Raw genomic sequence first — 20,987 nt, forward strand, 5'->3', positions numbered from 1 at the left:
GCTAGGAATGAATAAAAATGGTTCGGCTGGTCCGCTTTATCACCTAGTTGAAGAAGAGTCCGGGCGGGTGCTTATCGCGGCTCGCGAGATCGATGGATTTTTTGTCGAGTCGGACCACGTGAAGTCAGCAGAAATTTCGATCCTCGGTTCGGCGCGAGAGCCACTCCGCCTCGGCAAAGACCTCTCTAACGTGGAATTGCGTGTGGTCAACCTGGCCGGCAAGGCGATTGGGTCCTATTACATAGGGCGTGTAGGGCTTCAATCAACGGTAGAAGACAAAGAATGCGCGGGGCAGGCTCGTTTCGTCGTGACCTTCTACGGTCATGCATGCCCGTACGCCGCAGCAGCGACGATCTGGCATCGGTGGGCTTCGCGAAGTCCTCTCGTAAAAGGTGAATGGATGGGATATCCCGTGGAATCTCATGCCAGCTGGCTCCACGTGGTTCAGAATTCCTGGTTTGAGACGGGACACGCGGCCAAGAGGTATGGCACCGGAGAAATCGGTGTGCTCGACGGCAGACGCATCTTGGGAGAGAGTAGCTTCTATTGCGAACTTGGTGAATCGATTAATGGATTGGGCGGCTATTTTGGATCCACTCTTGACGGGCTTGCTGATTGCCTTGCATCCTCCCGGATCGCTGGTGCTCCGCTCGGGTTGGTGTGGGAGCATTCCTCCGCTTCGCAGGAGAGGATGGGCGCCGCGCTGGCGGTGTCCGCTATTAATGTTCTACGGGAATTCGGCGTGGACGTAACGCTCCGGTAGTAGCGATCGAATTCTGACGGCATATTTGACCGCTCCCTCCCGGTCTGGGTCTTCGAATGTGTCGACGGACGCTTTGTTAATCGAAACGGCTTATCGACGCGAAGCATCGTGGTGGAATGAACGAGTGGTCAACTGATGACTTCTGATTTCAATTCTAATGCTCTTGCTGCGACGAGATGATCGTGCCAATCAGACAGCCGGGCAAGGAGGATGGTTGATGGAGAATCCGGACGTGACGGATTCACCGACCTGTGGAATTTGTGGGAAGGCGTTTGATGGTCGGCATCGCGCTAATAGTCATGACATGGGAGACGGTGTTGGCAAGACAGTCGAGTACGTCGTAGTCGGCAGGCGTGGTGGGCTCGCGAGAGTTCGAAAGAAGTTGCCCGAGAATCGCTGACGAATCTGGTGTCGTCCCCGCAGAATCTGCCGGCGCCTGTCGACTGGGCGCGAGTGGAATCCAAGATGGGCACTGTGTTGCCCGCCGACTACAAGTGGCTCATTGATCGGTACGGTCAGGGGATTTTCGGAGACTTTCTTCATGTCTTCCATCCCGAATCTGGTCATAAGGCGCTTGAGCTCGAATACCAGCACGAGCGTACTGCCTGGGCGCTTGGCTATCTTCTGGATAGGGGTCACGAGCTTCCGCGAATGCCTTCTGAGCTGTTGTCTTTTGGTCGTTCGGATAACGGCGATGTCTCGTACTGGATCAAAGATCCAGTAGACGATCCTGACCGTTGGCGTGTCGCTGTGGGTGAGGCGAGAGGGCCAATCTGGGAAGAGTTCGATGGAGGTGCTGTGGAGTGGCTTGAGTCGGTGCTCTCCAAGAAGATTCGCATGAGAACTTTTCCTGGGGATTTCCCTCGGAAAAGGGTGATCTTCAAATCTATACATGACAGGCGGCGATGAGATTCTGGCTCTGGGAGCGGAATCGTTGAGCTAGCTGGACTCAGGGAGCGGATAGTGGAATTATGGGACGGCGAGATTGGTCCAAGGGTCGACGAGTTGGCAGGTCGTCCCGAGCAGGATCTGTACGAGGTGTCTTTACGAGTCATTAGAGACACCATCACGGTCCTGCGCCCGCCGTTCGAGGAACTCTTCCCGGAAGAGATTGGCCATCTCATAACCACAACCCTGGAAATCTGCACTGATGCAAGGCCGAAATTCTTCCTGACTGAAAAAATGGTTCAGCAATTTCTCGTTGCCCGAGATCGCCTGGGCGACCTTCCTTCGAGGCCCGGAGTTGGCCCGTTTCTCGTGGTGCTTGAAAGGCTCGTTGAATCGATGGGGGTGCGACGTATCGATGGAGAGGAAGCGGCGGAAATCTTTTCTGCTTGCTACGAAAGTGTCGTGATGTCGAACGTCCGGGGCAAGGCCAGTCTTGATAAAGAGTTAGCTTGTACCCCATGCGTCCAGGCTGTCGCACTACAGGAGACCATCCTGACAGAACGGAACGTCTAATTCTGCATCTGCTGGACAGGTTTCGAGCCTACTGAAAATGCGGCTCGGATATCACCGCCGAAGCGCTCCTGTGGATCTGCGAAGTGATGGGTTTGCGAATCGATTCCTTTGTCAGGGTTTCGTAAGATGCCTGAATCGCTGTTGGTGAGGCAGTCGGCTGGTGACTTCGAGGGCTGGTTTCATGTTTGGTCCGATTTCCTCGGTGCACGCGATAGCGGTCTCACCAGACCTTGGCTGGGTCGTGGTCTCGGATCGATCCGGAGTGTCTCTGTGGGATCTGAGGACTGGTTTCCACCTGGCCGAACTGCCGGGTTTGTTGGGACCCGCCCGCTCGTTGGCGTTCTCGGCCGCGTCGGCCGACCTGGTGATGGGTGGCGCAGAGGGGGAGGCCGCAGTCTGGAGCGTAGGCGGAGGATGTTCCCACCTCGAAGGGCCTCCGGCGACGACGTGGGCTGCGGCGATGGATTCGACGCAGAAGTACGTGGCGGGGGCCGGGGAAGGGGGCGAACTGGTCATCTGGACCAGACGCAGTGGCAGGCGGGAGGCTTTCGCGGGAGAGTCCGTACACATTCCTGGTTGGAATTTCAGGACGGTCCGCGCTCTCGCTTTCGACGAGTCTCGGCCCGGTCGGCTTCTCGTCGGCTTTCATTCCGGTGCGGTGGCGTGGGTGCAGGCCGGTGACCCCGGAGCCCTGGAGGTTCTGCGGCCCGTCGGGTCTCGGCCGGTCCGAGCGGTCGCCGTCGGCCCGTCCGGGCGGGCTGTCGCCGGTGACAACCTGGGGATCGCCCGCCTCTGGCTGGACGGGGCGTCGCCCACCTCCGAGCTCGCCAGCCACCTGGGTCCCATCACCGCTGTCGGCTTCAGCCGCACCGGTGAGTTGGTGGTCACCGGAGGCGCCGATCGGACGGTCCGGCTCTGGCATGCCGCATCAGGCCGTCCGATCGCTGTGCTGCGGGGCTTGAACGGTGAGGTGATGGCGGTCAGGTTCTCGGCGGACGGTACGGAGGTGGTGGGGTGCGACGGGGACGCCGTCGTGGCGGTCTGGTCGGTCGGCGGTGGGCAGCCGAGACGGCGGATCCGCTGTCGGCCGGCGTCGTCGGTGCCCACTCCCGATGGCGGAATCCGGCCGTGGCAGGTGGAAGCGCTGCGTCACGACTGGGAGAGCATCCGCTGTGGTTGCCGCAGAGGGGCACGGCATGTTCCGGGGAGCTTCGCGGAGCTGGTCCGGGCGCAGACGGAGGAGGAGGCCAGCGGGAGAGGGCTGGTCAACGACGTCGAGATTCAGGGCATGCTCTTCGAGGCGGCGGTCCCGGTCACTTCCATGATCCTCGCCGCGCTCGCGGAGGAGCCCCTGTCGTTGCGGGCGCGTCAGCGGATGCTGGACCTGTTACTTGCCTGTGTGGACGGCGAGTCTCACCACAGCGAGGCGTTGGAGGGGCGAACCCACCTGGCGGAGGCCTGCCGAGAGCGGGCGAGGTCGGGCATGTCGGTGCTTCACCGGGAAATGCGTGACGAGAGGATCCCGGGTTCCGCTGCTCTCGTGCGGGAGATCCTCGACTGCCTCGATTGACGCATGAGCGGTCCGCTTCCGTTTGTACGGCTCGCGCGGGCGGCGCAGATGGTGCCGTCACTGCCGACGTGGCTTGGTGCACGGGAACGGCGTCCGGCCGTCGTCGCCGGGGGCACTGCGCCACATCTGCAGGATTGCCGGCCCCTCCTCGGGCAGCGCTATCGCGGGGCCGGCGCTGTAGCCGTGGCGGAGGTAGAGCCGTTGGTTGTTCCTGTTGCTGGCCTCCAGGTACACCGGCAACCCCAGGGCGTCGAGGCGACCGTGATGGTCGGCGAGCAGTGCCGCACCGATCCCGCGATTCTGCTGGGTCGGGTCGACAGCGAGAAAGGCGAGGTAGTGGTGCGGCTCGTCCGGCTGGACCGCGTCGAACATCTCCTCAGCACCATGGGTCGGCCTCGTCGGGGATCAGCCAGTTGGCGACGGGTCCTTCGTGGAACGCCGAGGCGAGCACGCTGATCAGTGGTCCGGCATCGGCCTCCGTGGCGGGGCGTACGACGAGGTTCTCGTCGATGGTGGTCACTGTTGCTCCCTGGCGGCGGGTAGACCGATGGCGTCGGGGTCTCGGAGCGGACAGGGTGAGGTCGTTGCAGGCCCTCGCCCGAATCTCAGGCGGGGTCGGTGGCTACCGAGTAGCGCTCAGGCAGGGCCGCAGCGCGGTGTTGTCCCGGCGCAGAGGGCTGCCTGTCGCAGCGGAGAGTCCGAAAGTGCACTCGCGAAGAGTAGTGATCTCTCGCCCAGGTTTCCACCGCCGCTTGGTCGTCGCTCGGTGTCTCCTGTGCGGTCCGCCCGGGACATCGTGCAGTCGAGCACCGATGGACGACGGAGAGCGATGAGCACCGAACCGGCCGAGTTTGCCACGCCGGTGGGTTTACATCCCGACTGTCCCATCCGGGCCTACTAACGTGGAGTTAGGAAGGCGATACTGTCTCCGCTCTATGTTCGGGGATGCGGTGGCCTCGTCATGATCCAGGTGGACGGCCCAGTCACCGTTGCCAGGCCCAGTCGCCCGGAAGGCAGTGGTTGGACCGCCGGGCCTGCGGCACCGAGTGCCGGACCCGGCTACGTAAGGTCCGGACGACCTTGTGCGGGAGGATTCATGGCCGACTACATCGGCCTGCGCATCGCCCGGTGGCGGGACGCCAACGGCATGACCCAGCAGCAGCTCGCCGACCGGATCGGCGTCACCGACGCCTACATCTCGATGATCGAGCGCGGCCGCCGTCCTGTGACCAAGCGGTCCACGTTGATCGCCCTGGCCTCGGCCCTGGGGGTGGGTGTCACCGACCTCACTGGTCAGCCGACCGCACCCCGCAGCGGGGACGAACTGGCGATCTACAGTGCGGTGCCGCAGTTGCGGGGGGCACTCGACGACGACTTCGACGGTGCACCTGTCGGGCTCGACGTCCTGTCCGGGGCTCTCGACGAGGCGATGCGGGCGCGAATGGCCTGCGACTACCCGGTTCTGGCCCGTACCCTGCCGGGTCTGGTCAAGGGTGCCCGTCAGCTTGCCGACTCCGGTGACGCGGCGGGTCCGGCTCTCCTGGTGCGGGCAGCCCTGACCACCGCGCTCGTGATCAAGCCTTTCGGCTGGGTGGACCTGGCCGCTCGATATGCGGAACGGGCAGAGTTGACAGCTCGTCTGCTCGGGCCGGTCGAGCAGGCCGCAGCCGCGTTCGGGGCCGCGCAGGTGGCGTTGGCGTCGGGCACTCCGGGCGGTCGGCGACGGTCGCTCAGGACCGTGGTGCGGGCGGCGGAGCAGCTCGGCGACGACGGTGACGACGCGTTGCTCACCTGGTACGGCATGCTCCACCTGCATGCTGCCCTGTCCGCAGCGGCGTTGGGCACAGGCGATCCGGACCTGCACCTGGCCGAGGCAGAGGGGGCTGCCCGGCGTACCGGATCCGACCCCTGGCGGATGGAGTTCACCGAAGCCAATGTCGGCATCTGGCGGGTCGGGGTGGCTGTCGAGAACGGTGCACCTGACAAGGCTCCGCAGTATGCCCGGCTGGTCGACCGATCGAAGATCCAGACCGCGAACCGTCGCACCCGTCTGCACATCGACGCTGGGCGGGGTTGGTACGCGGTCGGCGACACGGACCAGGCCATCCGGTGTTTTCTGGAGGCGGACAAGGCCAACCCGGCCGAGCTGCGGTCTCGCCCCAGCGTCCGGGAACTGGTGGGGCAGATGGTGCGAGACGCCCGCCGGAACGGTTCTGAGCCCCTGCGGGACCTTGCTGTCCGGATGGGGTTGGACCCGCTCGACGTGGATCACGCGACCTAACCGACAGTTAGTAATCAACTACACATAGTTCCCTATGTTTGCGGTGGGTGTCGGGCTCGGCTGGAGCCGACAAGCGGTCCGGCGAGCCGCCACCCCCACTACATAGGGTCGGCTGACGACTGCCGCCCTGACACCAGTTGCGGAGGGGATGGCGATGTTCAAGCGGATGCGGCGACGGGGCGGGGATCCGGGGTCGGCCGGGGCCGCCCAGCAGGCGGCCGAGCACGAGGCGGCGCGGCAGCGGATCCTGGCCCAGGCCGAGGCCGAACGGACCCCGGTGGAGGACACCACCCGGGCGGTACCCGACCGGCGGTGGCGACGTGCGCAGGGATGACAACTCGGTGCCGGTGGGGCGGCGGGTCGCGTACTGGCGGAGTCGGCGCAACCTCAGTCAGCAGCAGTTCGCCGACATGGTCGGCAGGTCGAAGTCCTGGGTGGACAAGGTGGAGCGGGGGGTCCGCCGCCTGGACCGGGTCTCCGTCCTGCACGAGATCGCCGCCGCACTGCGCCTGGACGTGGCCAGCTTCGTCGACCCGGTGGAGGCCGACCGGGGTGAGCGGGCCGCCCCGGTCGGCCCGTCGGTGGTCGAGCTCCGGTCGGCGCTGGCCCGGTACGACACCGGTGTACGGTCGGCTGCCGACCCCCGCCCGGTTCCCCCTCCGGCCCGGCTCCGGCAGGCAGTCGACCACGGCTGGCTCTCGTTGCAGCACGCGGCGTACGACAGGTTGGTGCGGATGCTGCCGGGCCTGCTGGTCGACGCCCAGCGGGCTCGCGCCGACCGGCGCGACGAGGCGACGGCGGGGCTGCTCGGTGAGGCGTACCAGATCACCGCCTCGACGTTGCGCAAGCTCGGTGAGTTGCCGATGGCCTGGCTGGCGGCGGACCGGGCGCTGTCGGTCAGCGCCGCCGCCGGCTGCCCGGTCCTGGCCGCCCGCGCCGCCGTGCCCCTCGGCGGGGTGGTCCGGGACCTCGGTCATGCCCGACAGGCGATCGGTACCTGCCTCGACCACGCCCACCGGCTCGCCCCCGCCGCCCCGATGGCCGCGAGTCCCGGGCGGCTCTCGGTGTACGGGACGCTGCTGTTGCAGGCCGCGATGGGTGCCGCCCAGACCGGCGACGCCCCCACCGTCCGGGGGCTGCTCGGTCGGGCCGACCAGGTGGCGACCCGGGTGGGTGCCTGTCGCAACGACCACTGGACCGGGTTCGGCCCGGCCCTGGTGGGGGTGGTCCGGGTCGCGGCGGCCGTCGAGACCGGCGAACCGGACCGTGCCCTGGCCGACCACGCCCGGGTCGTCGACCATCCGGGGTACGCGCACCTTCCCCTCGCCGTCCGCGCTGACCACCAGGTCGACACCGCCCGGGCGTACGTCCTGCTCGGCGACGTGGTGGCCGCCGGTCGTGCCCTCCTCGCCGCCGACCGGACCGCGCCCGCCGAGGTCCGGTCCCGTCCGGCGGCCCGGGAGGTGGTGGCCCTGGTCCTGCGCCGGTCGGTACGCCCCGACCCCCGGCTCGTCGACCTCGGGCGGGCCTGCGGCGTCGACGGCGCCCGGTGACCGCCCCGACGCCCTGAACCCCTCGGTCGACACGGGGCGTCTACAGTGGATCACCTTGCCGTCTCGCAGATGCAGAGGAGCCCGCCATGGCCGATCAGGGACCGGGCCTCGCCACCGAACTCGACGTCGACGTGCCCCACGCGGCGCGGATCTGGAACTACTGGATGGGCGGGAAGGACAACTTCGCCGCCGACCGGGCCGCCGGTGCGGCGGTGGCGCAGGTGTACCCGGAGATCGTCGTCATGGCCCGGGAGTCCCGGCGGTTCCTCGTCCGGACCGTCAGGCACCTGGCGGCCGAGGCCGGGATCAGGCAGTTCCTCGACGTCGGCACCGGCCTGCCCACCATGCAGAACACCCACGAGGTGGCCCAGTCCGTCGCCCCCGGGTCCCGGGTCGTCTACGTCGACAACGACCCGATGGTCCTGGTGCACGCCCGGGCACTGCTGGTCAGCCCCGCCGGTGCGGGCATCACCCGGTACGTCCCCGCCGACTACCACGACCCGGAGCGGATCCTCACCGAGGCCGCCGACGCCCTGGACTTCCGGGAGCCGGTGGCGGTGATGTTCATGGGGGTCCTCGGTTACGAACCCGACCTGGAGGTGGCCCGCTCCATCGTCGCCACGGTCCTGGACGCGGTGCCCTCCGGAAGCCACCTGGTCCTCTGGGACGGCACCGACACCAGCCCCGCTGTGGTCGAGGGGGCGGCGCGGCTGGTGGCCAGCGGGGGAGTCCCGTACGTGCTGCGCAGCCCGGAGCAGATCGGCGGGTTCTTCGACGGGTTGACCCCCGTCGAACCGGGACTGACCTCGATCACCAGGTGGCGTGCCGACGACGACACCCCGGCGATCGACGCGTACGGGGCGGTGGGGCGCAAGCCCTGACCGGCGGCGGTCACCGGTCGGTCAGTTCTGGTCGAGCAGCTCCCCGACCCGGGTGACGAAGTCCCGCAGGTTCGTCTCGGTGACCAGGTCCAGGGCCTCGGGGACGGTCAGCCAACGCAGCTGGGCGGTGGGATTCTCCGGCCTGGCCGTCTCGGGGGAGCCGGTGGCCAGGACGAACCGGAGGTCGGCGTGTTCGTGGGCGGGTTCGGTGGGGCTCGCGTTCACCCGCACCACGACCACCTGCCGCAGGGACCCGTCCGGCCAGCACACCAGGTCGTCCAGGTTGGTCTCCTCGCGCCCCTCGCGCAGCGCCACGTCCAGCGGGTGGTGCTCGCCGGGGTCGCCGTGTCCGCCGACCTGCAACCAGGCCCCCTGGCGAGCGTGCCACCGGAGCAGGACCCGTCCGGTCGGGGGGTGGACGACAAGTGCGGACCCGGTGACGTGCAGTGGCAGGTCACGGGACCACGGGTCGCCGGTGTCGAGGAGGGTCCGGGTCCGCTCCACGTCGGCGGCCTCGTCGGCGGTACGCGGCCGGTAGGTGGCCAACAGGTCAGCGATCGGGGAGACCGGGGCGTCGCGCATGGGGCACTCCCGACGGGTGGAGGATGGACCGGGTCGGTAGTGGATGATTCGGGACAATGGGGTGACGGGACCGGCGACCCGCCACTTTGGTGATCTGCATCACACTGTGAACTCGGGGGGTGGTGGCGCTCGTACCCCTCGATCAGACCCCGATTCCCCTTACCCGTGCGCGTATCCGGTCGTCCCGGCCCCGACGGCGACCCCGCAGGCCCAACACGAACTGACTCGTAACAACCACGGACTGTGGAAGGTTGCCGTCGGTAAACCTCCTCCGAAGCCGTGGTGGCCGACCCGAAGCGCATCGTAATTTGCGCCGCTCACTACCCTGACTGAAGATCCCGTGCCTGGGCAACAGTCGAGAGCGATAAGGGCTTCAGATGAGCGACAACTACCCTCCGTACGGCGGGCAGCCTGATCCGAACGTGACCCCCTGGAGTGGGCCGCCGGCCCAGCAGGGCGGGTACCCCGCGTACGGCCAGCCGGGCCAGCCCGGGCAGCCCGGTTACCAGGGCGCGGGCTACCCCGGCGGACCGCAGCAGTTCGGCGCCCCGCCGCCGCAGAAGTCGAACAAGGGCCTCTTCGTCGGGCTCGGCATCGGTGCGGCCGTGCTGCTCATCCTCGCCGTCTGCGGCGTCGGCGGCGCGCTGCTGCTCACCGGCAACGACGATGACGACCCGGGACCCGTGGCGACGGGCCCCGCCGAGCCCGGTGGCGACACCTCGCCCGGCCCGGACGAGTCGCCGGCCCCCGAGCCGTCCCCGACGCAGCAGGGGCAGGAGCAGCCGAGCGACGACGCCATCACGGCCCGTTTCTCCAGCGACATGTCCTCGGTCTGCGACGGCAGCCCGATCCTCAACGCCGCCGCCTACAGCGGTGCGTCCGGCGCCAAGGCGTACACCTTCTCCAACGCCCCGGACCGGCCGAACAACTGGTCGACCCGTTCGGTCAGCTCGAACAAGCCGTACTACGCCCGGTCGACCGAGTTCACCCAGGTCTCGGTCGTCGGCTGCCTCAAGTTCACCGAGGGCAGCCAGGGTGAGCCGCGCGAGTGCGAGTACAAGGACAGCTCGGACAAGCAGATCAAGGTGAAGTACATCTCCGGCAAGTACACGCTGACCTTCTACGCCGCGAAGACCGGCGAGAAGATCGGTGACGGTGGCACCGTGAACGCCCCGGCGAACCGCTGCCCGAGCTTCATCTCCTACAACCGGCAGACCATGGAGTCGTACGCGGCTCCGGACTCCGGCACCATCGAGTCGGCCCTGGACAAGTTCCTGTCCTGACCGATCGTGCACCGGCCGAAGGCCGGGTCCGGGTGGCATCCCCACCCCGGCCCGGCCTTCGCCCTTCCCACCTCGGGTGCGGCGGTGACGGGTGGATCGACGAGGTCTCCACCCCGGCACGGTCGATCCCGAGGGCGCCGACTGTCCCCTCAGCGGATCACCAGGTGAGAGTCGAGGGCGGATCGTAGGGCGGTCTCGTCGACGACGCCGTCGCGCAGCGGCAGGGAGGCGGCGACGAACCCGTCCGGACGGACGAGGTACAGCCGACCCGGGCGTAGTCGGCCCTGGGCGTCGGTCCCGAAGTCGTGCGGTCCGTCCATCCAGTCCGGCACGTCCGGGCGTACCGCAGGGGTGCCGTAGGTGTGCAGTTGCCAGGTGAAGGACCGCAGCGACTGCTGGTTCTCGCCGACTGGCGGCAGGCGCAGCCCGACGGCCCTGTCGTCGGCCCACGTCGGCGTCGCCGTCCCGTCCGGCACGAAGTGGTAGCGGATGCGGTACTGGCCGAGCAGCCCACCGACCCGGGCGCCCATGGGGGAGGCGAGGACGCGGGGCACGAGGTGGGCCATGACGACGCTGAACCGACGTCGTAGCCACGCGGTCCGGCGGCCACGGCGTGCGATGACGCCGAAAGCCCGGTCGGTGACCCTGACGAGCCGGACCGCCACGGGGCGGCGCTCACGCTCGTAGCGGTCGAGCGAGGCCGGGTCGAGATGCTCCTGTACGACGTCGGCGAGGAGGTTGGCGAGGTGGTGTGCGTCCTGTAGGCCGGTGTTCATGCCCTGGCCCCCGACCGGGGAGTGCACGTGGGCGGCGTCCCCGGCGAGGAAGCTCGATCCCTTGCGGAACCGTGCGGCGACGCGGTGGTGGACGCGGTAGGTCGAGAACCAGTCGACGGCGGTCCAGGTCAGGCCGAGGTCGGCACCGACAGTGGCGAGCGTGGACTCCTGGTCGACGGGGTCGCCGGGGGCCATCGTGACGAGGCGGACGTGCCCGCCGGGGCCGAGGGGGAACATCAGGGCGAAGGTCGCGTCGCCGAAGCGCAGGGCGAGTGACCCGTCGGGTACGCCGGTGACGCCGCGCAGGTCGGCGACGCAGAACGACGCGTCGTCGGTGACGCCCTCGAAGGGCAGGTTCAGCTGGTGGCGGACCGCCGAGCCCGCCCCGTCCGCACCGATGCACCAGCGCGCCCTGATCCGGTACGGCCCTTCGGGGCCGTCGACCAGGGCCGTGATGCCGTCGTCGTCGGCGAGGTTGACGAGGCGGTGCCGCCATCGCACCGCGTCACCGGTCCCGGCGAGGGCGGACGACAGCAGCTCCTCGTTGCGGCTCTGCTCGAAGATCTGGATTCCCGGGAACCGGGTCGAGCCGCGCTGCGCCGCCTCGATGCTGAAGCCCTGCGGGTTGGTCCGCTGGCGGATCTGCATCCGGGTGGCGGAGTAGGCACCGTCGAGGACCTGCCGCGCCAGGCCGAGCTGGTCGTAGATCTCCATGGTCCTGGCCTGGACCGCGAGGGCCCGGGATTCGCGGGTCGGTCCGGACTTGTGGTCGACGACCACCGCCGGTACGCCACGTCGGGCGAGGACGAGCCCGGCCATCAGACCGGTCGGCCCGGCGCCGACGACGAGTACGTCGGTGTCGGTGACCGGGAGGTCGTTCACTGTCACGACGGCTCCTTCGACAGCACGCTCGTCACTCCCTCGAAGCCACCGATGATGACGGCGGCCGTCCTGTCGAGTCTCATGGTCGGGTGGCGTGGCTCAGTAGTACAGAGGTTGATGTTCAGTCGGGTCTGCCGGGACGACGTCCAGCTGCGCATCGCCGACGAGCGCGTCGACGGCGGCCTTCTCGGCGCCGATCCCGGCCCAGTGCGGGTCGACGTCGCTGGCGAAACACCACCGGCGGTCGGCCGGCCAGACGAAGGCCGGTGGAGCGACGGGCAGTCCGTCACCGAGGTCGGCTTCCCAGGCGTCGATGTCGTGCAGCGCGCCACGGACCAACGCGTACCGACGGCCGGGGATCTCGACGAGTGGACCGTGCCGGACGTCCGGTGGCAGCGGAATGTCCGAGTACCCCTCCCACACGCAGAAGTAGCAGTCCTGCGGGGTGGAGGTGAACCGGGCGAGCAGGCGTAGCGCCCGACGTGCCTGGGCGATGTCCGACGGATGCCCGGGGTGCAGGTCGGCGTCCGACTCGTTCTGACCGGGCGTGACGGGGTCGGGGATGAACCGGAGCCTGCCGTACGCCTCGAAGATCGTCGGACCGAAGTTCAGCAACGACGTGACCGGTGTGTCGGACTGGACGAGCCAGGCCGCGGCGGTCGTGTCTGGAGAGTAGGTGAGTGGCATCGTCACTGCTCTTTCCACCGGCGTCGACATCGGGCACTACGGGAACAACGAATCGGTCGGGGGTGGGCACATGCTCCACCCCCGACCGAATGTCGAGTCCCCCGAACGGGTTCCCTGCCCTTTAGACGATCATTCCGGCGGCGACGGTGCGGTTGGTGGTGTCGTCGATGATGATGAAGCCGCCGGTGGTGCGGTTGCGGCGGTATTCGTCGGCGAGCAGGGGGATGGTGGTGCGGAGGCGGACGCGGCCGATGTCGTTGAGGGTGAGGTCGGTGGCGGTGTCGTCGCGGTGGAGGGTGTTGATGTCGAGGCGGTAGTTCAGCGCCCGGATGATGGTGCGGGCGGTGCGGGTGGTGTGTTTGATCGTGTATTTGCCGCCCACGCGCAGGGGTTGGGTTTCGTCCATCCAGCAGAGCATCGCGTCGATGTCCTGGGTGGGGGTGGGGGCGTTGTTGGGGCGGCAGATGAGGTCGCCTCGGGAGATGTCGATCTCGTCGGTGAGGCGGACGGTCACCGACATCGGTGGGTACGCCTCTTCGACGGGTCCGTCGGCGGTCTCGACCGCGCTGATGGTGGAGGTGAACCCGGAGGGCAGGACCATGACCTCGTCGCCGGGTTTGAGGATGCCGGAGGCGACCTGTCCGGCGTATCCGCGGTAGTCGGTGACGGTGGTGGACTGGGGGCGGATGACGTACTGGACGGGGAAACGGACGTCGACGAGGTTACGGTCGGAGGCGATGTGGACGTGTTCGAGGTGGTGGAGCAGGGCGGGGCCTTCGTACCAGGGCATGTTCGCCGACCGGGTGGCGATGTTGTCCCCGGACAGCGCGGAGACGGGGATGATGGTCAGGTCGGTGATGTCGAGTTTCGCGGCGAACGCGGTGAACTCGTCGGCGATGGCCTCGAAGGTCTGCTGGTCGTAGTCGACCAGGTCCATCTTGTTGACGCACAGCACCAGGTGCGGCACCCGTAGCAGGGAGCACAGGAACGCGTGCCGCCGGGACTGCTCGACCAGGCCCTTCCTCGCGTCGACCAGGATCAGGGCGAGGTCGGCGGTGGACGCGCCGGTGACCATGTTGCGGGTGTACTGGATGTGCCCGGGGGTGTCGGCGATGATGAACTTCCGCCGGGGCGTCGCAAAATAGCGGTAGGCGACGTCGATGGTGATGCCCTGTTCCCGCTCCGCCCGCAACCCGTCGGTCAACAACGCGAGGTTGGTGTACTCGTCACCCCGCGCCGCGCTGACCGCCTCGACGGCTTCGAGCTGGTCGGTGAACAGGCTCTTGGTGTCATACAGCAGTCGGCCGATCAGGGTCGACTTCCCGTCGTCGACACTCCCGGCGGTGGCGAACCGCAACAGGTCCATCGGCCGCCCCGACCCCGTCTCGGCCCCGACCGCCGTCGCGGACCCGACCGCCGTGTCGGGTGTTGCGGTCCCGGAGGACTCCACGTGCACACTCATCAGAAGTAGCCCTCTCGCTTCCGGTCCTCCATCGCGGCCTCGCTGACCCGGTCGTCACCACGGGTCGCACCCCGCTCGGTGATCCGCGTCGCCGCGACCTCCGCGATCACCGCCGCCACATCCGCCGCGTCCGACCGCACCGCCGCCGTGCAGGAGGCGTCCCCGACCGTCCGGTACCGGACCCGCTCGATGAACGGCGTCTCACCGGCACGCGGACGGATGAACTCGTTCACCCCGTACAACATGCCGTCCCGGGAGATGACCTCACGGTCGTGCGCGAAGTAGATCGACGGCAACGGGATCTCCTCCCGACCGATGTAATGCCACACATCCAACTCGGTCCAGTTCGACAACGGGAACACCCGGATCGACTCACCCGGATGATGCCGACCGTTGTACAACGACCACAACTCCGGCCGCTGGTTCTTCGGATCCCACTGCCCGAACTCGTCCCGGAACGAGAACACCCGCTCCTTCGCCCGCGCCTTCTCCTCGTCCCGCCGCGCCCCACCGAACAACGCGTCGAACCGGTGCTTCTCCACCGCCTCCAACAACACCGGCGTCTGCAACCGGTTCCGCATCCCGTCCGCCGACTCCCGCACCAGACCCGAGACCAGGGCCTCGGGCACCGACGCCACCACCAGATGCAACCCCAACCCCGCCACCCGCGCGTCCCGATACTCCAGAACCTCGACGAAGTTGTGCCCGGTATCCACGTGCATCACCGGAAACGGCACCGAACCCGGCGCGAACGCCTTCTGCGCCAACCGCAACATCACGATCGAGTCCTTACCACCGGAGAACAACAACACCGGCCGCTGCATCTCCGCCACCACCTCCCGCATCACGAAGATGCTCTCCGCCTCCAAGGCGTCGAGGTGAGAGACCTGGTAGACGGCGGACGCGGTGCTCATCACGAGTCCCTTCCGGTCGCGGGCCGGGTGGCGGTGGTGGTGCTGTCGGAGAGTTGGCGGCGCAGGGCGGCGAGCAGGGGCTCCGCCAGGTCCTGGCGGCAGACCAGCAGGTCGGGCAGGCGAGGATCCGCCTGGTTGTATCTCAGCGGGGAACCGTCGATCCGGGAAGCATGCAGCCCGGTGGCCGTCGCCACGGCCACGGGGGCGGCCGAGTCCCACTCGTACTGGCCCCCGGCGTGGATGTAGGCGTCCACCTCACCGGTCACCACCGCCGCGATCTTCGCCCCCGCCGACCCCATCGGCACCAACTGCGCCCCGACCTCCTCGGCCAGATCGGTCAGGAACACCGGCGGGCGACTCCGGCTCGCGGCCACCCGGATCGGTCCGCCGGGCTGGTCGCCGGGCTCCGGCGTCGGTGGGGGGACGTCGGTGGCCAGGACCCGGTGCTGGGCGGGCAGACCCACCGCACCGGCCACCAGACCGTGCGGGGTCGAGGCGTTACGCGCCCACAACGCCACGTGCACCGCCCAGTCCGACCGCCCCGCCTCGGAGAACTCCCGCGTCCCGTCCAACGGGTCGATGATCCACACCCGGTCGGCGCCGAGGCGTCCGGCCCGTTCACCGACGCGCCGGGAGTCGGCGTCCTCCTCGGAGAGCACCGCGTCGTCGGGGCGCGATCCGGCCAGCTCGGAGCGGAGGAGGTCGTGTGCGGCCCGGTCACCGGCGGCCTTGAGGGCGGCCGGGTCGGCGTGACCGTGTTCGGCGCGTACCCGAAGGAGTAGTTCGCCGGCGCGGGCGGCGAGGTGCCGGGCGAGCCGGGCGTCGGAGTCGGAGGGGTTCGGCTGCGGCACGTCGGGTTCCTCCCGTTCGCCGGTACGGACGACGGGGGCGGTCACTGGACCGCCCGCCGGTTGAAGCAGCGTACGCCGAGCCAGGTCAGCGCCCCGGCGACGGCCACCAGGACGGTCAGGCAGATCCAGGCCGGAAGGTGCGCGACCTCCGGCAGGAGTGCTCCCCGCACCCCCTCCGAGACGTATGTCATCGGGTTGAGGGCGGTGGCCGCCTGGTACCACGGCATCGACGACAGTCGCGGCCAAGGATAGTGGATGCAGCCGGTCCAGATGATCGGCGTGAGGATCACCGAGAAGGTGACGTTGATCCGCTGCACCGGCAGGGTGGTGGCGAGGCACATCCCGAGGGCCGCCCCGACCCAGGCGCCGAGCAGGGCGACCAGGACCGCCACCGGCAGGCCCGCCGGCCGCCACGGGGCCGAGCCGACCACCAGGGCACCGAGCGGGTAGACCAGGGCCGCCGCCAGCAGCCCCCGGAGGGTGGCGATCACCAGCTTCCCGATCGCCACGAGACCGGTCGGCATCGGGGCCAGCAAGCGGTCCTCGATCTCCATGGTGAAACCGAACTCCTTGACCAGCGGCAGGGCGATGCTCTGCAACGCGGTGGTCAGGGCGGCCAGGGCGATCACGCCCGGCAGGAACAGGTCGGCGAAGCCCGGACCGACGATGCCCTGCCGGCCCAGGACGGTGTCGAAGACGAAGAGCATGAACAAGGGGGTCAGGGCGACCTGAAGCAGGATCACCCAGAGTTCCCGCCGGGTGACCATCAGGTCGCGGCGCAGGACGGCGAGGAACACCCGCCCGGCGGGGGGCCGGGGACGCGGGTGGACGGCGACGCGGGCCGGGGTGGGGGTGTCGAGCGTGGTCACCGTGGCTCCCGTCCGGTCAGTTCGACGAAGACGTCCTCCAGGCTCGGTTCGCTGACCTGCACGGCGTCGACGGTGGCCGACCGCCCGGTCACCACCGTCACCGCCGTGCCCAGCAGCGCCGACGGGTCACCCGCCACGTGCAGGCGCAACCGGGTCCGCCCGCTGCCGTCGGCCGGGTCGGTGGCCCGTTGCCGGGCCAGGGTGGCCAGCGCCCCCGCGCCACCGGCTGCGGCGAGCCGGGCCCGGACGGCGGGTGGCAGGTTCGCCCCGGGCCGCCCTCCGAGCGGCCCGGGACCTCCGGGACCGGCCGGGGGACCCAGACGTTCCACCTTGCGTACGCCGTCGAGCCGCCCCAGGGCGGCCTCCAGCTGCGCCGGGCCGTCCGCTGCGGCCGGGGTGACGGTCAGGTCGAGGATGGCGTCCCCGGCAAGGCTCCGCAGCAGGTTCTGCGGGGTGTCGAGGGTGAGCAGCCGACCCTGGTCGACGATCCCGACCCGGTCGACCACCCGGGCCGCCTCGTTCATCGCGTGGGTGGTCAGCAGGATCGCCACCCCCCGTTCCCGTAGCCGCCGCAACTGCCCCCAGATCAGCAGCCGGGTCTGCGGGTCGAGGGCGTTCGTCGGCTCGTCGAGGAAGAGCACCATCGGCTCGTGGACCAGCGCCCGGGCGATCATCAGTCGCTGGGCCAGCCCCCCGGAGTACGCCTCGATGCGCCGGTCGGCCCGGTCGGTGAGACCGAACCCGGCCAGCAGTTCGTCGGCCCGTTCGGCGGCCGCACGCCGGGACAACCCGTGGTAGGTCCCGTGGTGGACGAGGTTCTGCCTGGGGGTCAACGCCCGGTCCAGGTTGTTGTGCTGGGGCACCACCGCCAGTTGGGCGCGGGCGGTGGCCGGGTCCCGGTCGACGTCCACACCCCCGACGTACGCCCTGCCGGCGGTGGCCCGTAGCCGGGTGGTCAGGACGCCGATGGTGGTGGACTTGCCGGCCCCGTTCGGCCCGAACAGTCCGAAGACCTCGCCCGGCTCCACCCGGAACGACAGCCCGTCCACGGCGTTGGTGTCGCTGCCGGGGTAGCGCTTGACCAGGTCGTGGACCTCGATCACGGCCGGGCCGTCTCTGCTGGGCATCGGTTCTCCTCGTCTGCGCGAATGGGGTGCGCCCGACCGTGCGATCCCGCGCGGGCGGGGACGGACGGTCGGGCCTCGGGCCGGTCAGCCACCGGCGGGCCTGGGATGGTCGGCGAAGAACCGCCAGATGGTCTCGGTGGCGTTCAGCGCGGTGGAGGGTGGGTCCAGGTCGAGCAGCTGCTCCGACCGGGGGGTGTTCGGTCGTCCACCGGGCCACTGGTGGCCGGCGTCGGCGATGGTCACCAGTTCCACGGCCCGCCCCTCGGGGCAGGTCGCCACGGTCCGGGTGACCGGACCGTCGGTGCTCGTCCGGGGTTCGCCGCAGTCGTCGACGGTGCGCCACCGGGCGGCCAGTTCGGTGGTGGGCGGGCCGTCGATGCGGACCGGCAGCCGCCCGGTGCCGTCGTTGTCGCGTCGCCCCGGCCCGCCGCCGTACGGCATGGTCTGGTCCTGTTCGCCGTGGATGTGCAGGACCGAGACGGGGGCGGGGGAGTCGCAGGACCCGGCGAGGGTGGCGGCGACGACGCCGACCGCGGCGAAGATCGTGGTGTCGCAGACCAGCCGGTACGCCAACAGTCCGCCGTTGGAGATCCCGGTGACGTAGGTGCGGGCCGGGTCGACGGGGACCTGCCCGCCGACGGTGTCGACGAGTTCGGTGACGAACCGGACGTCGTCCACCCCCTCCCGGGCCGGTGCCCCGCAGCAGCCCGGCCCGGCAGCCCAGGCCCGCTTGTATCCGTCGGGGAAGGCGACGACGAAACCGGACCGGTCGGCCTCGGCGGTCCAGCCGTACGCCTGCTCGGCCTGTCGACCCGTCCCGGCGGCCCCGTGCAGCATGACCACCAGCGGGGTCGGGCCGGTCAGGGCCGCCGAGGCGGGCCGGTACAGCCGGTAGGTGCGGTCCCGGCCGTCGACGGTGACGGTGTGCTCGGAGGTGCCGACGGGCAGCTGCACGGCGGGCGGTCCGGCGTCGGTGGCCGACGGTCGGGCCCCGTCGGGCGGGGTGTCGGAGGCGTCGTCGAGCAGGCTGCACCCGGTCAGCGCGGTCAGCCCCACCACCAGGGCGAGGACGGTGCCGAGGCGGGCCGCGCCCGCACTGCGAGAAGCGGTAGGAGAGATCATGTGCACACCTTCTCCCCGCAATGTTCGAGGAAGGTCAGGAACGGGCCAGGAACGGGCAAGTTCCGTCGCCGGTGGCGCGGGGCGCGCCCCACACCACCGGCGACGGGGGGTCAGGTGCCGGCGCTGAACAGGCGGATCAGCTCCCACCCGCCCTCGGGGACGTCGTCGTTCGGGTCGGTGCGCAGGTTCATCGGGTTCGCCATCCCCAGGTACAGGGTGGCCCCGTCGACGACCATGTTGCGGACCCCGTAGTTGAGGTGGTTGCCCACCCCGGAGTCGCTGACCGTCCGCGCCGGTTTACCCGGCCCGGGGAAGGCGTACAGGTCACCGCCGTACACCGCAGGGGGTACCCGGGGGCCGGTCCGGGCGGCGGCCACCTGCGGCGCGACGGCCATCGCGTCGCCGATCGCCGGGGACAGGTCCAGCTCCTGCGCCGTGGCCTGGCCCAGCTCCTTGGCCAGGTAGCTCCAGTCCATGGTGCCGACGAAGAGCTTCCCCCCGGCCACCGCCATCTTCCAGGTGTAGTTGTTGTACGGGTTGCCGAACCCGGCCGGCCCGTACGTCGGGGTCAACCCGTTGGACACCACCGACCAGGCCCCGGCCCCGCCGTCGGCCTCCGGGTCGTACGCGGGCAGTTCGGTCGCCCCGTACAGCAGCTCCACCTTCTGGCGGTGGGAGCCGAACGCCTTGCCCCGGTGGATGCTGATCGCCCGCTGGGTGTTCTGCACGGTCGCGCGGATCCCCGCCTCGTCGGTCGGCGGGTAGATGCTCATGTGCAGGGTGCTGGCCTTGAGCGGCACGTGCATGGTGCCCCAGTACAGGTAGCCCCCGTACGAGGCGAGACCGCCCAGCCCGTAGCTGCGGGCCACCACCGCGTCCGGCTCGTACCCGCTGACGTTCCACACCTGCTGCCAGCCGGTGGCGTCCTCGGGGGTGAGCCCCGGTGCACCGGCGGAGAGCTTCGGGCTCATCCAGACCGAGGCGATGCTCGCCGGGGGCGGCGTCGCCGACGGCGTCACCGTCAGCTCCTCGGTCCCACCCGGCCAGGTGGTGACGAAGATCCGTCCCTCGTGGACGGTCAGGTCGGCGGCCTGCGCCGGCAGGTTCGCCACCTCGACGAAGCTGAACGGGTCGGCCTTGCTGCCGGTCCAACGCAGGACGTGTCCCCGGTTGCCGCCGTTGGCGCCCACCCCCACCCCGGCGTAGAGGCCGTCGTCGGCGACCACGAAGTGCCGGATGTTGCCGTACGCGGGGAAGTTGCGTGACCCGAGGTACGCCCCGGTGTCGGTGTCGAAGGCGAACAGGTTGATGCTCTCGCCAAGCGCCGGGCCGCCGAGCAGGGCGACTCCCGCGTGGTTGCCCGCCGCCCGGATGCCGACGGTGGTCTGCAACCGGTTGAGGTCCTCGGTGGAGGCCCCGCGCACCAGGTCGGTCTTCTCGGTCAGCCGGTTCGTCCGCAGGTCGTAGCTGTAGAGGCGGGGGGTCCGGTGGTCGCCGAGGGTGACCGGGAGCTGCGGGTTGCGCTTGGCGATCTGGCTCTCGCCGTACTCGCAGACCCAGTCGGCGTTGATCGCGGGCGTGGTGTTGCGCAGGGTCCGTCCGCTGGTCAGGCAGTTGACGTTGGCACCGGTGCCGTAGAACAGGGTCTTTCCGGCCCGGGTCATGCCCCACAGGTACGCCTGGTTGACCTTCGCCTGTCCGGTGGCGCAGGGCGGCCCGGCCGGGTAGGGCTGACCGATCCCGGCGAAGCACTCGTCCGGTGCGGCCTTCGCCAGCACCTTCGGGGCACCCGGGGGGCGGGTGTCGGCGGCCAGCGCCGCCGACGGGGTCGCCAGGACGGGCCCGAGCCCGAGGACGACCAGGGTCGCCATCAGGCGTCGTGCTGATGTTCGTATCACCAACTGCCTCGCTTTCGACGATGAG

Annotated in this window: 21 protein-coding genes; 9 read left to right on the top strand and 12 right to left on the bottom strand. The window is 69.3% G+C overall.

Features of this window, described 5'->3' with window-relative positions:
* Window positions 1-7: 7 nt before the first annotated feature.
* The 4 genes from WHN02_RS16750 to WHN02_RS16765 all read left to right on the top strand — a co-directional run bounded on the left by WHN02_RS16750 (window position 8) and on the right by WHN02_RS16765 (window position 3,794).
* Entirely contained in the window at window positions 8-763 is a 756-nt protein-coding gene (locus WHN02_RS16750) for a barstar family protein (protein ID WP_434739683.1), read from the top strand.
* Window positions 764-1,216: 453 nt separating this feature from the next.
* The gene (locus tag WHN02_RS16755) at window positions 1,217-1,672 is read left to right on the top strand and encodes an SMI1/KNR4 family protein (RefSeq protein ID WP_434739684.1); all 456 of its coding nucleotides are present in this window, start codon (window positions 1,217-1,219) and stop codon (window positions 1,670-1,672) included.
* A 54-nt stretch (window positions 1,673-1,726) separates the two neighbouring features.
* On the top strand, window positions 1,727-2,224 hold the full coding sequence (locus tag WHN02_RS16760; RefSeq protein ID WP_434739685.1) for a hypothetical protein: 498 nt from the start codon (window positions 1,727-1,729) through the stop codon (window positions 2,222-2,224).
* A gap of 667 nt (window positions 2,225-2,891) precedes the next feature.
* Entirely contained in the window at window positions 2,892-3,794 is a 903-nt protein-coding gene (locus tag WHN02_RS16765; protein WP_434739686.1) for a WD40 repeat domain-containing protein, read from the top strand.
* Between the two features lie 57 nt (window positions 3,795-3,851).
* Here WHN02_RS16765 and WHN02_RS16770 read toward each other — a convergent pair whose 3' ends face one another.
* Window positions 3,852-4,166 carry a GNAT family N-acetyltransferase gene (locus tag WHN02_RS16770; RefSeq protein ID WP_434739687.1) on the bottom strand — a complete coding sequence of 105 codons (315 nt, stop codon included), beginning with the start codon at window positions 4,164-4,166 and terminating at the stop codon, window positions 3,852-3,854.
* A 4-nt stretch (window positions 4,167-4,170) separates the two neighbouring features.
* Window positions 4,171-4,314, bottom strand: a complete 144-nt coding sequence (locus tag WHN02_RS16775) for a hypothetical protein (RefSeq protein WP_434739688.1) — start codon at window positions 4,312-4,314, stop codon at window positions 4,171-4,173.
* Between the two features lie 576 nt (window positions 4,315-4,890).
* On the opposite strand from WHN02_RS16775, the gene WHN02_RS16780 reads away from it, so the two are divergent.
* The 4 genes from WHN02_RS16780 to WHN02_RS16795 all read left to right on the top strand — a co-directional run bounded on the left by WHN02_RS16780 (window position 4,891) and on the right by WHN02_RS16795 (window position 8,509).
* A complete protein-coding gene (locus WHN02_RS16780; protein ID WP_434739689.1) occupies window positions 4,891-6,075 on the top strand; it encodes a helix-turn-helix domain-containing protein in 1,185 nt (394 codons plus the stop codon).
* Between the two features lie 148 nt (window positions 6,076-6,223).
* Entirely contained in the window at window positions 6,224-6,409 is a 186-nt protein-coding gene (locus WHN02_RS16785) for a hypothetical protein (protein ID WP_434739690.1), read from the top strand.
* Window positions 6,396-7,628, top strand: coding sequence for a helix-turn-helix domain-containing protein (locus WHN02_RS16790; protein ID WP_434739691.1), 1,233 nt, complete (start codon window positions 6,396-6,398; stop codon window positions 7,626-7,628). Before WHN02_RS16785 ends, WHN02_RS16790 begins: the two co-directional genes overlap by 14 nt.
* Window positions 7,629-7,714: 86 nt before the next feature.
* On the top strand, window positions 7,715-8,509 hold the full coding sequence (locus WHN02_RS16795; RefSeq protein WP_434739692.1) for an SAM-dependent methyltransferase: 795 nt from the start codon (window positions 7,715-7,717) through the stop codon (window positions 8,507-8,509).
* A gap of 21 nt (window positions 8,510-8,530) precedes the next feature.
* Here the strand turns inward: WHN02_RS16795 and WHN02_RS16800 are convergent, their stop codons facing one another.
* The gene (locus tag WHN02_RS16800; protein WP_434739693.1) at window positions 8,531-9,091 is read right to left on the bottom strand and encodes an NUDIX hydrolase; all 561 of its coding nucleotides are present in this window, start codon (window positions 9,089-9,091) and stop codon (window positions 8,531-8,533) included.
* Between the two features lie 377 nt (window positions 9,092-9,468).
* On the opposite strand from WHN02_RS16800, the gene WHN02_RS16805 reads away from it, so the two are divergent.
* Complete coding sequence (locus WHN02_RS16805) at window positions 9,469-10,374, top strand: hypothetical protein (RefSeq protein WP_434739694.1); 906 nt, start codon at window positions 9,469-9,471, stop codon at window positions 10,372-10,374.
* Window positions 10,375-10,523: 149 nt separating this feature from the next.
* Here the strand turns inward: WHN02_RS16805 and WHN02_RS16810 are convergent, their stop codons facing one another.
* The 9 genes from WHN02_RS16810 to WHN02_RS16850 form a co-directional block, all read right to left on the bottom strand.
* Window positions 10,524-12,038 carry an FAD-dependent monooxygenase gene (locus WHN02_RS16810; protein ID WP_434739695.1) on the bottom strand — a complete coding sequence of 505 codons (1,515 nt, stop codon included), beginning with the start codon at window positions 12,036-12,038 and terminating at the stop codon, window positions 10,524-10,526.
* Window positions 12,039-12,131: 93 nt separating this feature from the next.
* Window positions 12,132-12,719 carry a hypothetical protein gene (locus WHN02_RS16815; protein ID WP_434739696.1) on the bottom strand — a complete coding sequence of 196 codons (588 nt, stop codon included), beginning with the start codon at window positions 12,717-12,719 and terminating at the stop codon, window positions 12,132-12,134.
* 121 nt (window positions 12,720-12,840) lie between these two features.
* Window positions 12,841-14,085 (bottom strand): sulfate adenylyltransferase subunit 1, encoded by a 1,245-nt coding sequence (locus tag WHN02_RS16820; RefSeq protein WP_434743976.1) that lies wholly within the window; start codon window positions 14,083-14,085, stop codon window positions 12,841-12,843.
* A gap of 95 nt (window positions 14,086-14,180) precedes the next feature.
* On the bottom strand, window positions 14,181-15,095 hold the full coding sequence (gene cysD, locus WHN02_RS16825; protein ID WP_434739697.1) for a sulfate adenylyltransferase subunit CysD: 915 nt from the start codon (window positions 15,093-15,095) through the stop codon (window positions 14,181-14,183).
* Window positions 15,095-15,946, bottom strand: coding sequence for a 3'(2'),5'-bisphosphate nucleotidase CysQ (locus tag WHN02_RS16830; RefSeq protein ID WP_434743977.1), 852 nt, complete (start codon window positions 15,944-15,946; stop codon window positions 15,095-15,097). The genes cysD and WHN02_RS16830 overlap by 1 nt, the downstream gene beginning before the upstream one ends.
* A 41-nt stretch (window positions 15,947-15,987) precedes the next feature.
* Window positions 15,988-16,815, bottom strand: a complete 828-nt coding sequence (locus WHN02_RS16835) for an ABC transporter permease (protein ID WP_434739698.1) — start codon at window positions 16,813-16,815, stop codon at window positions 15,988-15,990.
* Window positions 16,812-17,942, bottom strand: coding sequence for an ABC transporter ATP-binding protein (locus tag WHN02_RS16840; protein WP_434739699.1), 1,131 nt, complete (start codon window positions 17,940-17,942; stop codon window positions 16,812-16,814). The genes WHN02_RS16835 and WHN02_RS16840 overlap by 4 nt, the downstream gene beginning before the upstream one ends.
* An 84-nt stretch (window positions 17,943-18,026) precedes the next feature.
* The gene (locus WHN02_RS16845; protein WP_434739700.1) at window positions 18,027-19,064 is read right to left on the bottom strand and encodes an extracellular catalytic domain type 1 short-chain-length polyhydroxyalkanoate depolymerase; all 1,038 of its coding nucleotides are present in this window, start codon (window positions 19,062-19,064) and stop codon (window positions 18,027-18,029) included.
* A gap of 110 nt (window positions 19,065-19,174) precedes the next feature.
* Window positions 19,175-20,935, bottom strand: a complete 1,761-nt coding sequence (locus WHN02_RS16850) for a hypothetical protein (protein ID WP_434739701.1) — start codon at window positions 20,933-20,935, stop codon at window positions 19,175-19,177.
* Between the last annotated feature and the right edge of the window lie 52 nt (window positions 20,936-20,987).

Source organism: Micromonospora sp. SH-82 (genome assembly GCF_051132485.1).
Taxonomy (GTDB): domain Bacteria; phylum Actinomycetota; class Actinomycetes; order Mycobacteriales; family Micromonosporaceae; genus Micromonospora.

Excerpts from the sequence above, each read along its gene's own strand:
- WHN02_RS16750 (WP_434739683.1), top strand. The coding sequence starts at position 8 with ATGAATAAAAATGGTTCGGCTGGTCCGCTTTATCACCTAGTTGAAGAA.
- WHN02_RS16770 (WP_434739687.1), bottom strand. The coding sequence starts at position 4,166 with ATGTTCGACGCGGTCCAGCCGGACGAGCCGCACCACTACCTCGCCTTT.
- WHN02_RS16780 (WP_434739689.1), top strand. The coding sequence starts at position 4,891 with ATGGCCGACTACATCGGCCTGCGCATCGCCCGGTGGCGGGACGCCAAC.
- WHN02_RS16785 (WP_434739690.1), top strand. The coding sequence starts at position 6,224 with ATGGCGATGTTCAAGCGGATGCGGCGACGGGGCGGGGATCCGGGGTCG.
- WHN02_RS16795 (WP_434739692.1), top strand. The coding sequence starts at position 7,715 with ATGGCCGATCAGGGACCGGGCCTCGCCACCGAACTCGACGTCGACGTG.
- WHN02_RS16800 (WP_434739693.1), bottom strand. The coding sequence starts at position 9,091 with ATGCGCGACGCCCCGGTCTCCCCGATCGCTGACCTGTTGGCCACCTAC.
- WHN02_RS16805 (WP_434739694.1), top strand. The coding sequence starts at position 9,469 with ATGAGCGACAACTACCCTCCGTACGGCGGGCAGCCTGATCCGAACGTG.
- WHN02_RS16815 (WP_434739696.1), bottom strand. The coding sequence starts at position 12,719 with ATGCCACTCACCTACTCTCCAGACACGACCGCCGCGGCCTGGCTCGTC.
- WHN02_RS16820 (WP_434743976.1), bottom strand. The coding sequence starts at position 14,085 with ATGGACCTGTTGCGGTTCGCCACCGCCGGGAGTGTCGACGACGGGAAG.
- cysD (WP_434739697.1), bottom strand. The coding sequence starts at position 15,095 with ATGAGCACCGCGTCCGCCGTCTACCAGGTCTCTCACCTCGACGCCTTG.
- WHN02_RS16840 (WP_434739699.1), bottom strand. The coding sequence starts at position 17,942 with ATGCCCAGCAGAGACGGCCCGGCCGTGATCGAGGTCCACGACCTGGTC.
- WHN02_RS16845 (WP_434739700.1), bottom strand. The coding sequence starts at position 19,064 with ATGATCTCTCCTACCGCTTCTCGCAGTGCGGGCGCGGCCCGCCTCGGC.
- WHN02_RS16850 (WP_434739701.1), bottom strand. The coding sequence starts at position 20,935 with ATGGCGACCCTGGTCGTCCTCGGGCTCGGGCCCGTCCTGGCGACCCCG.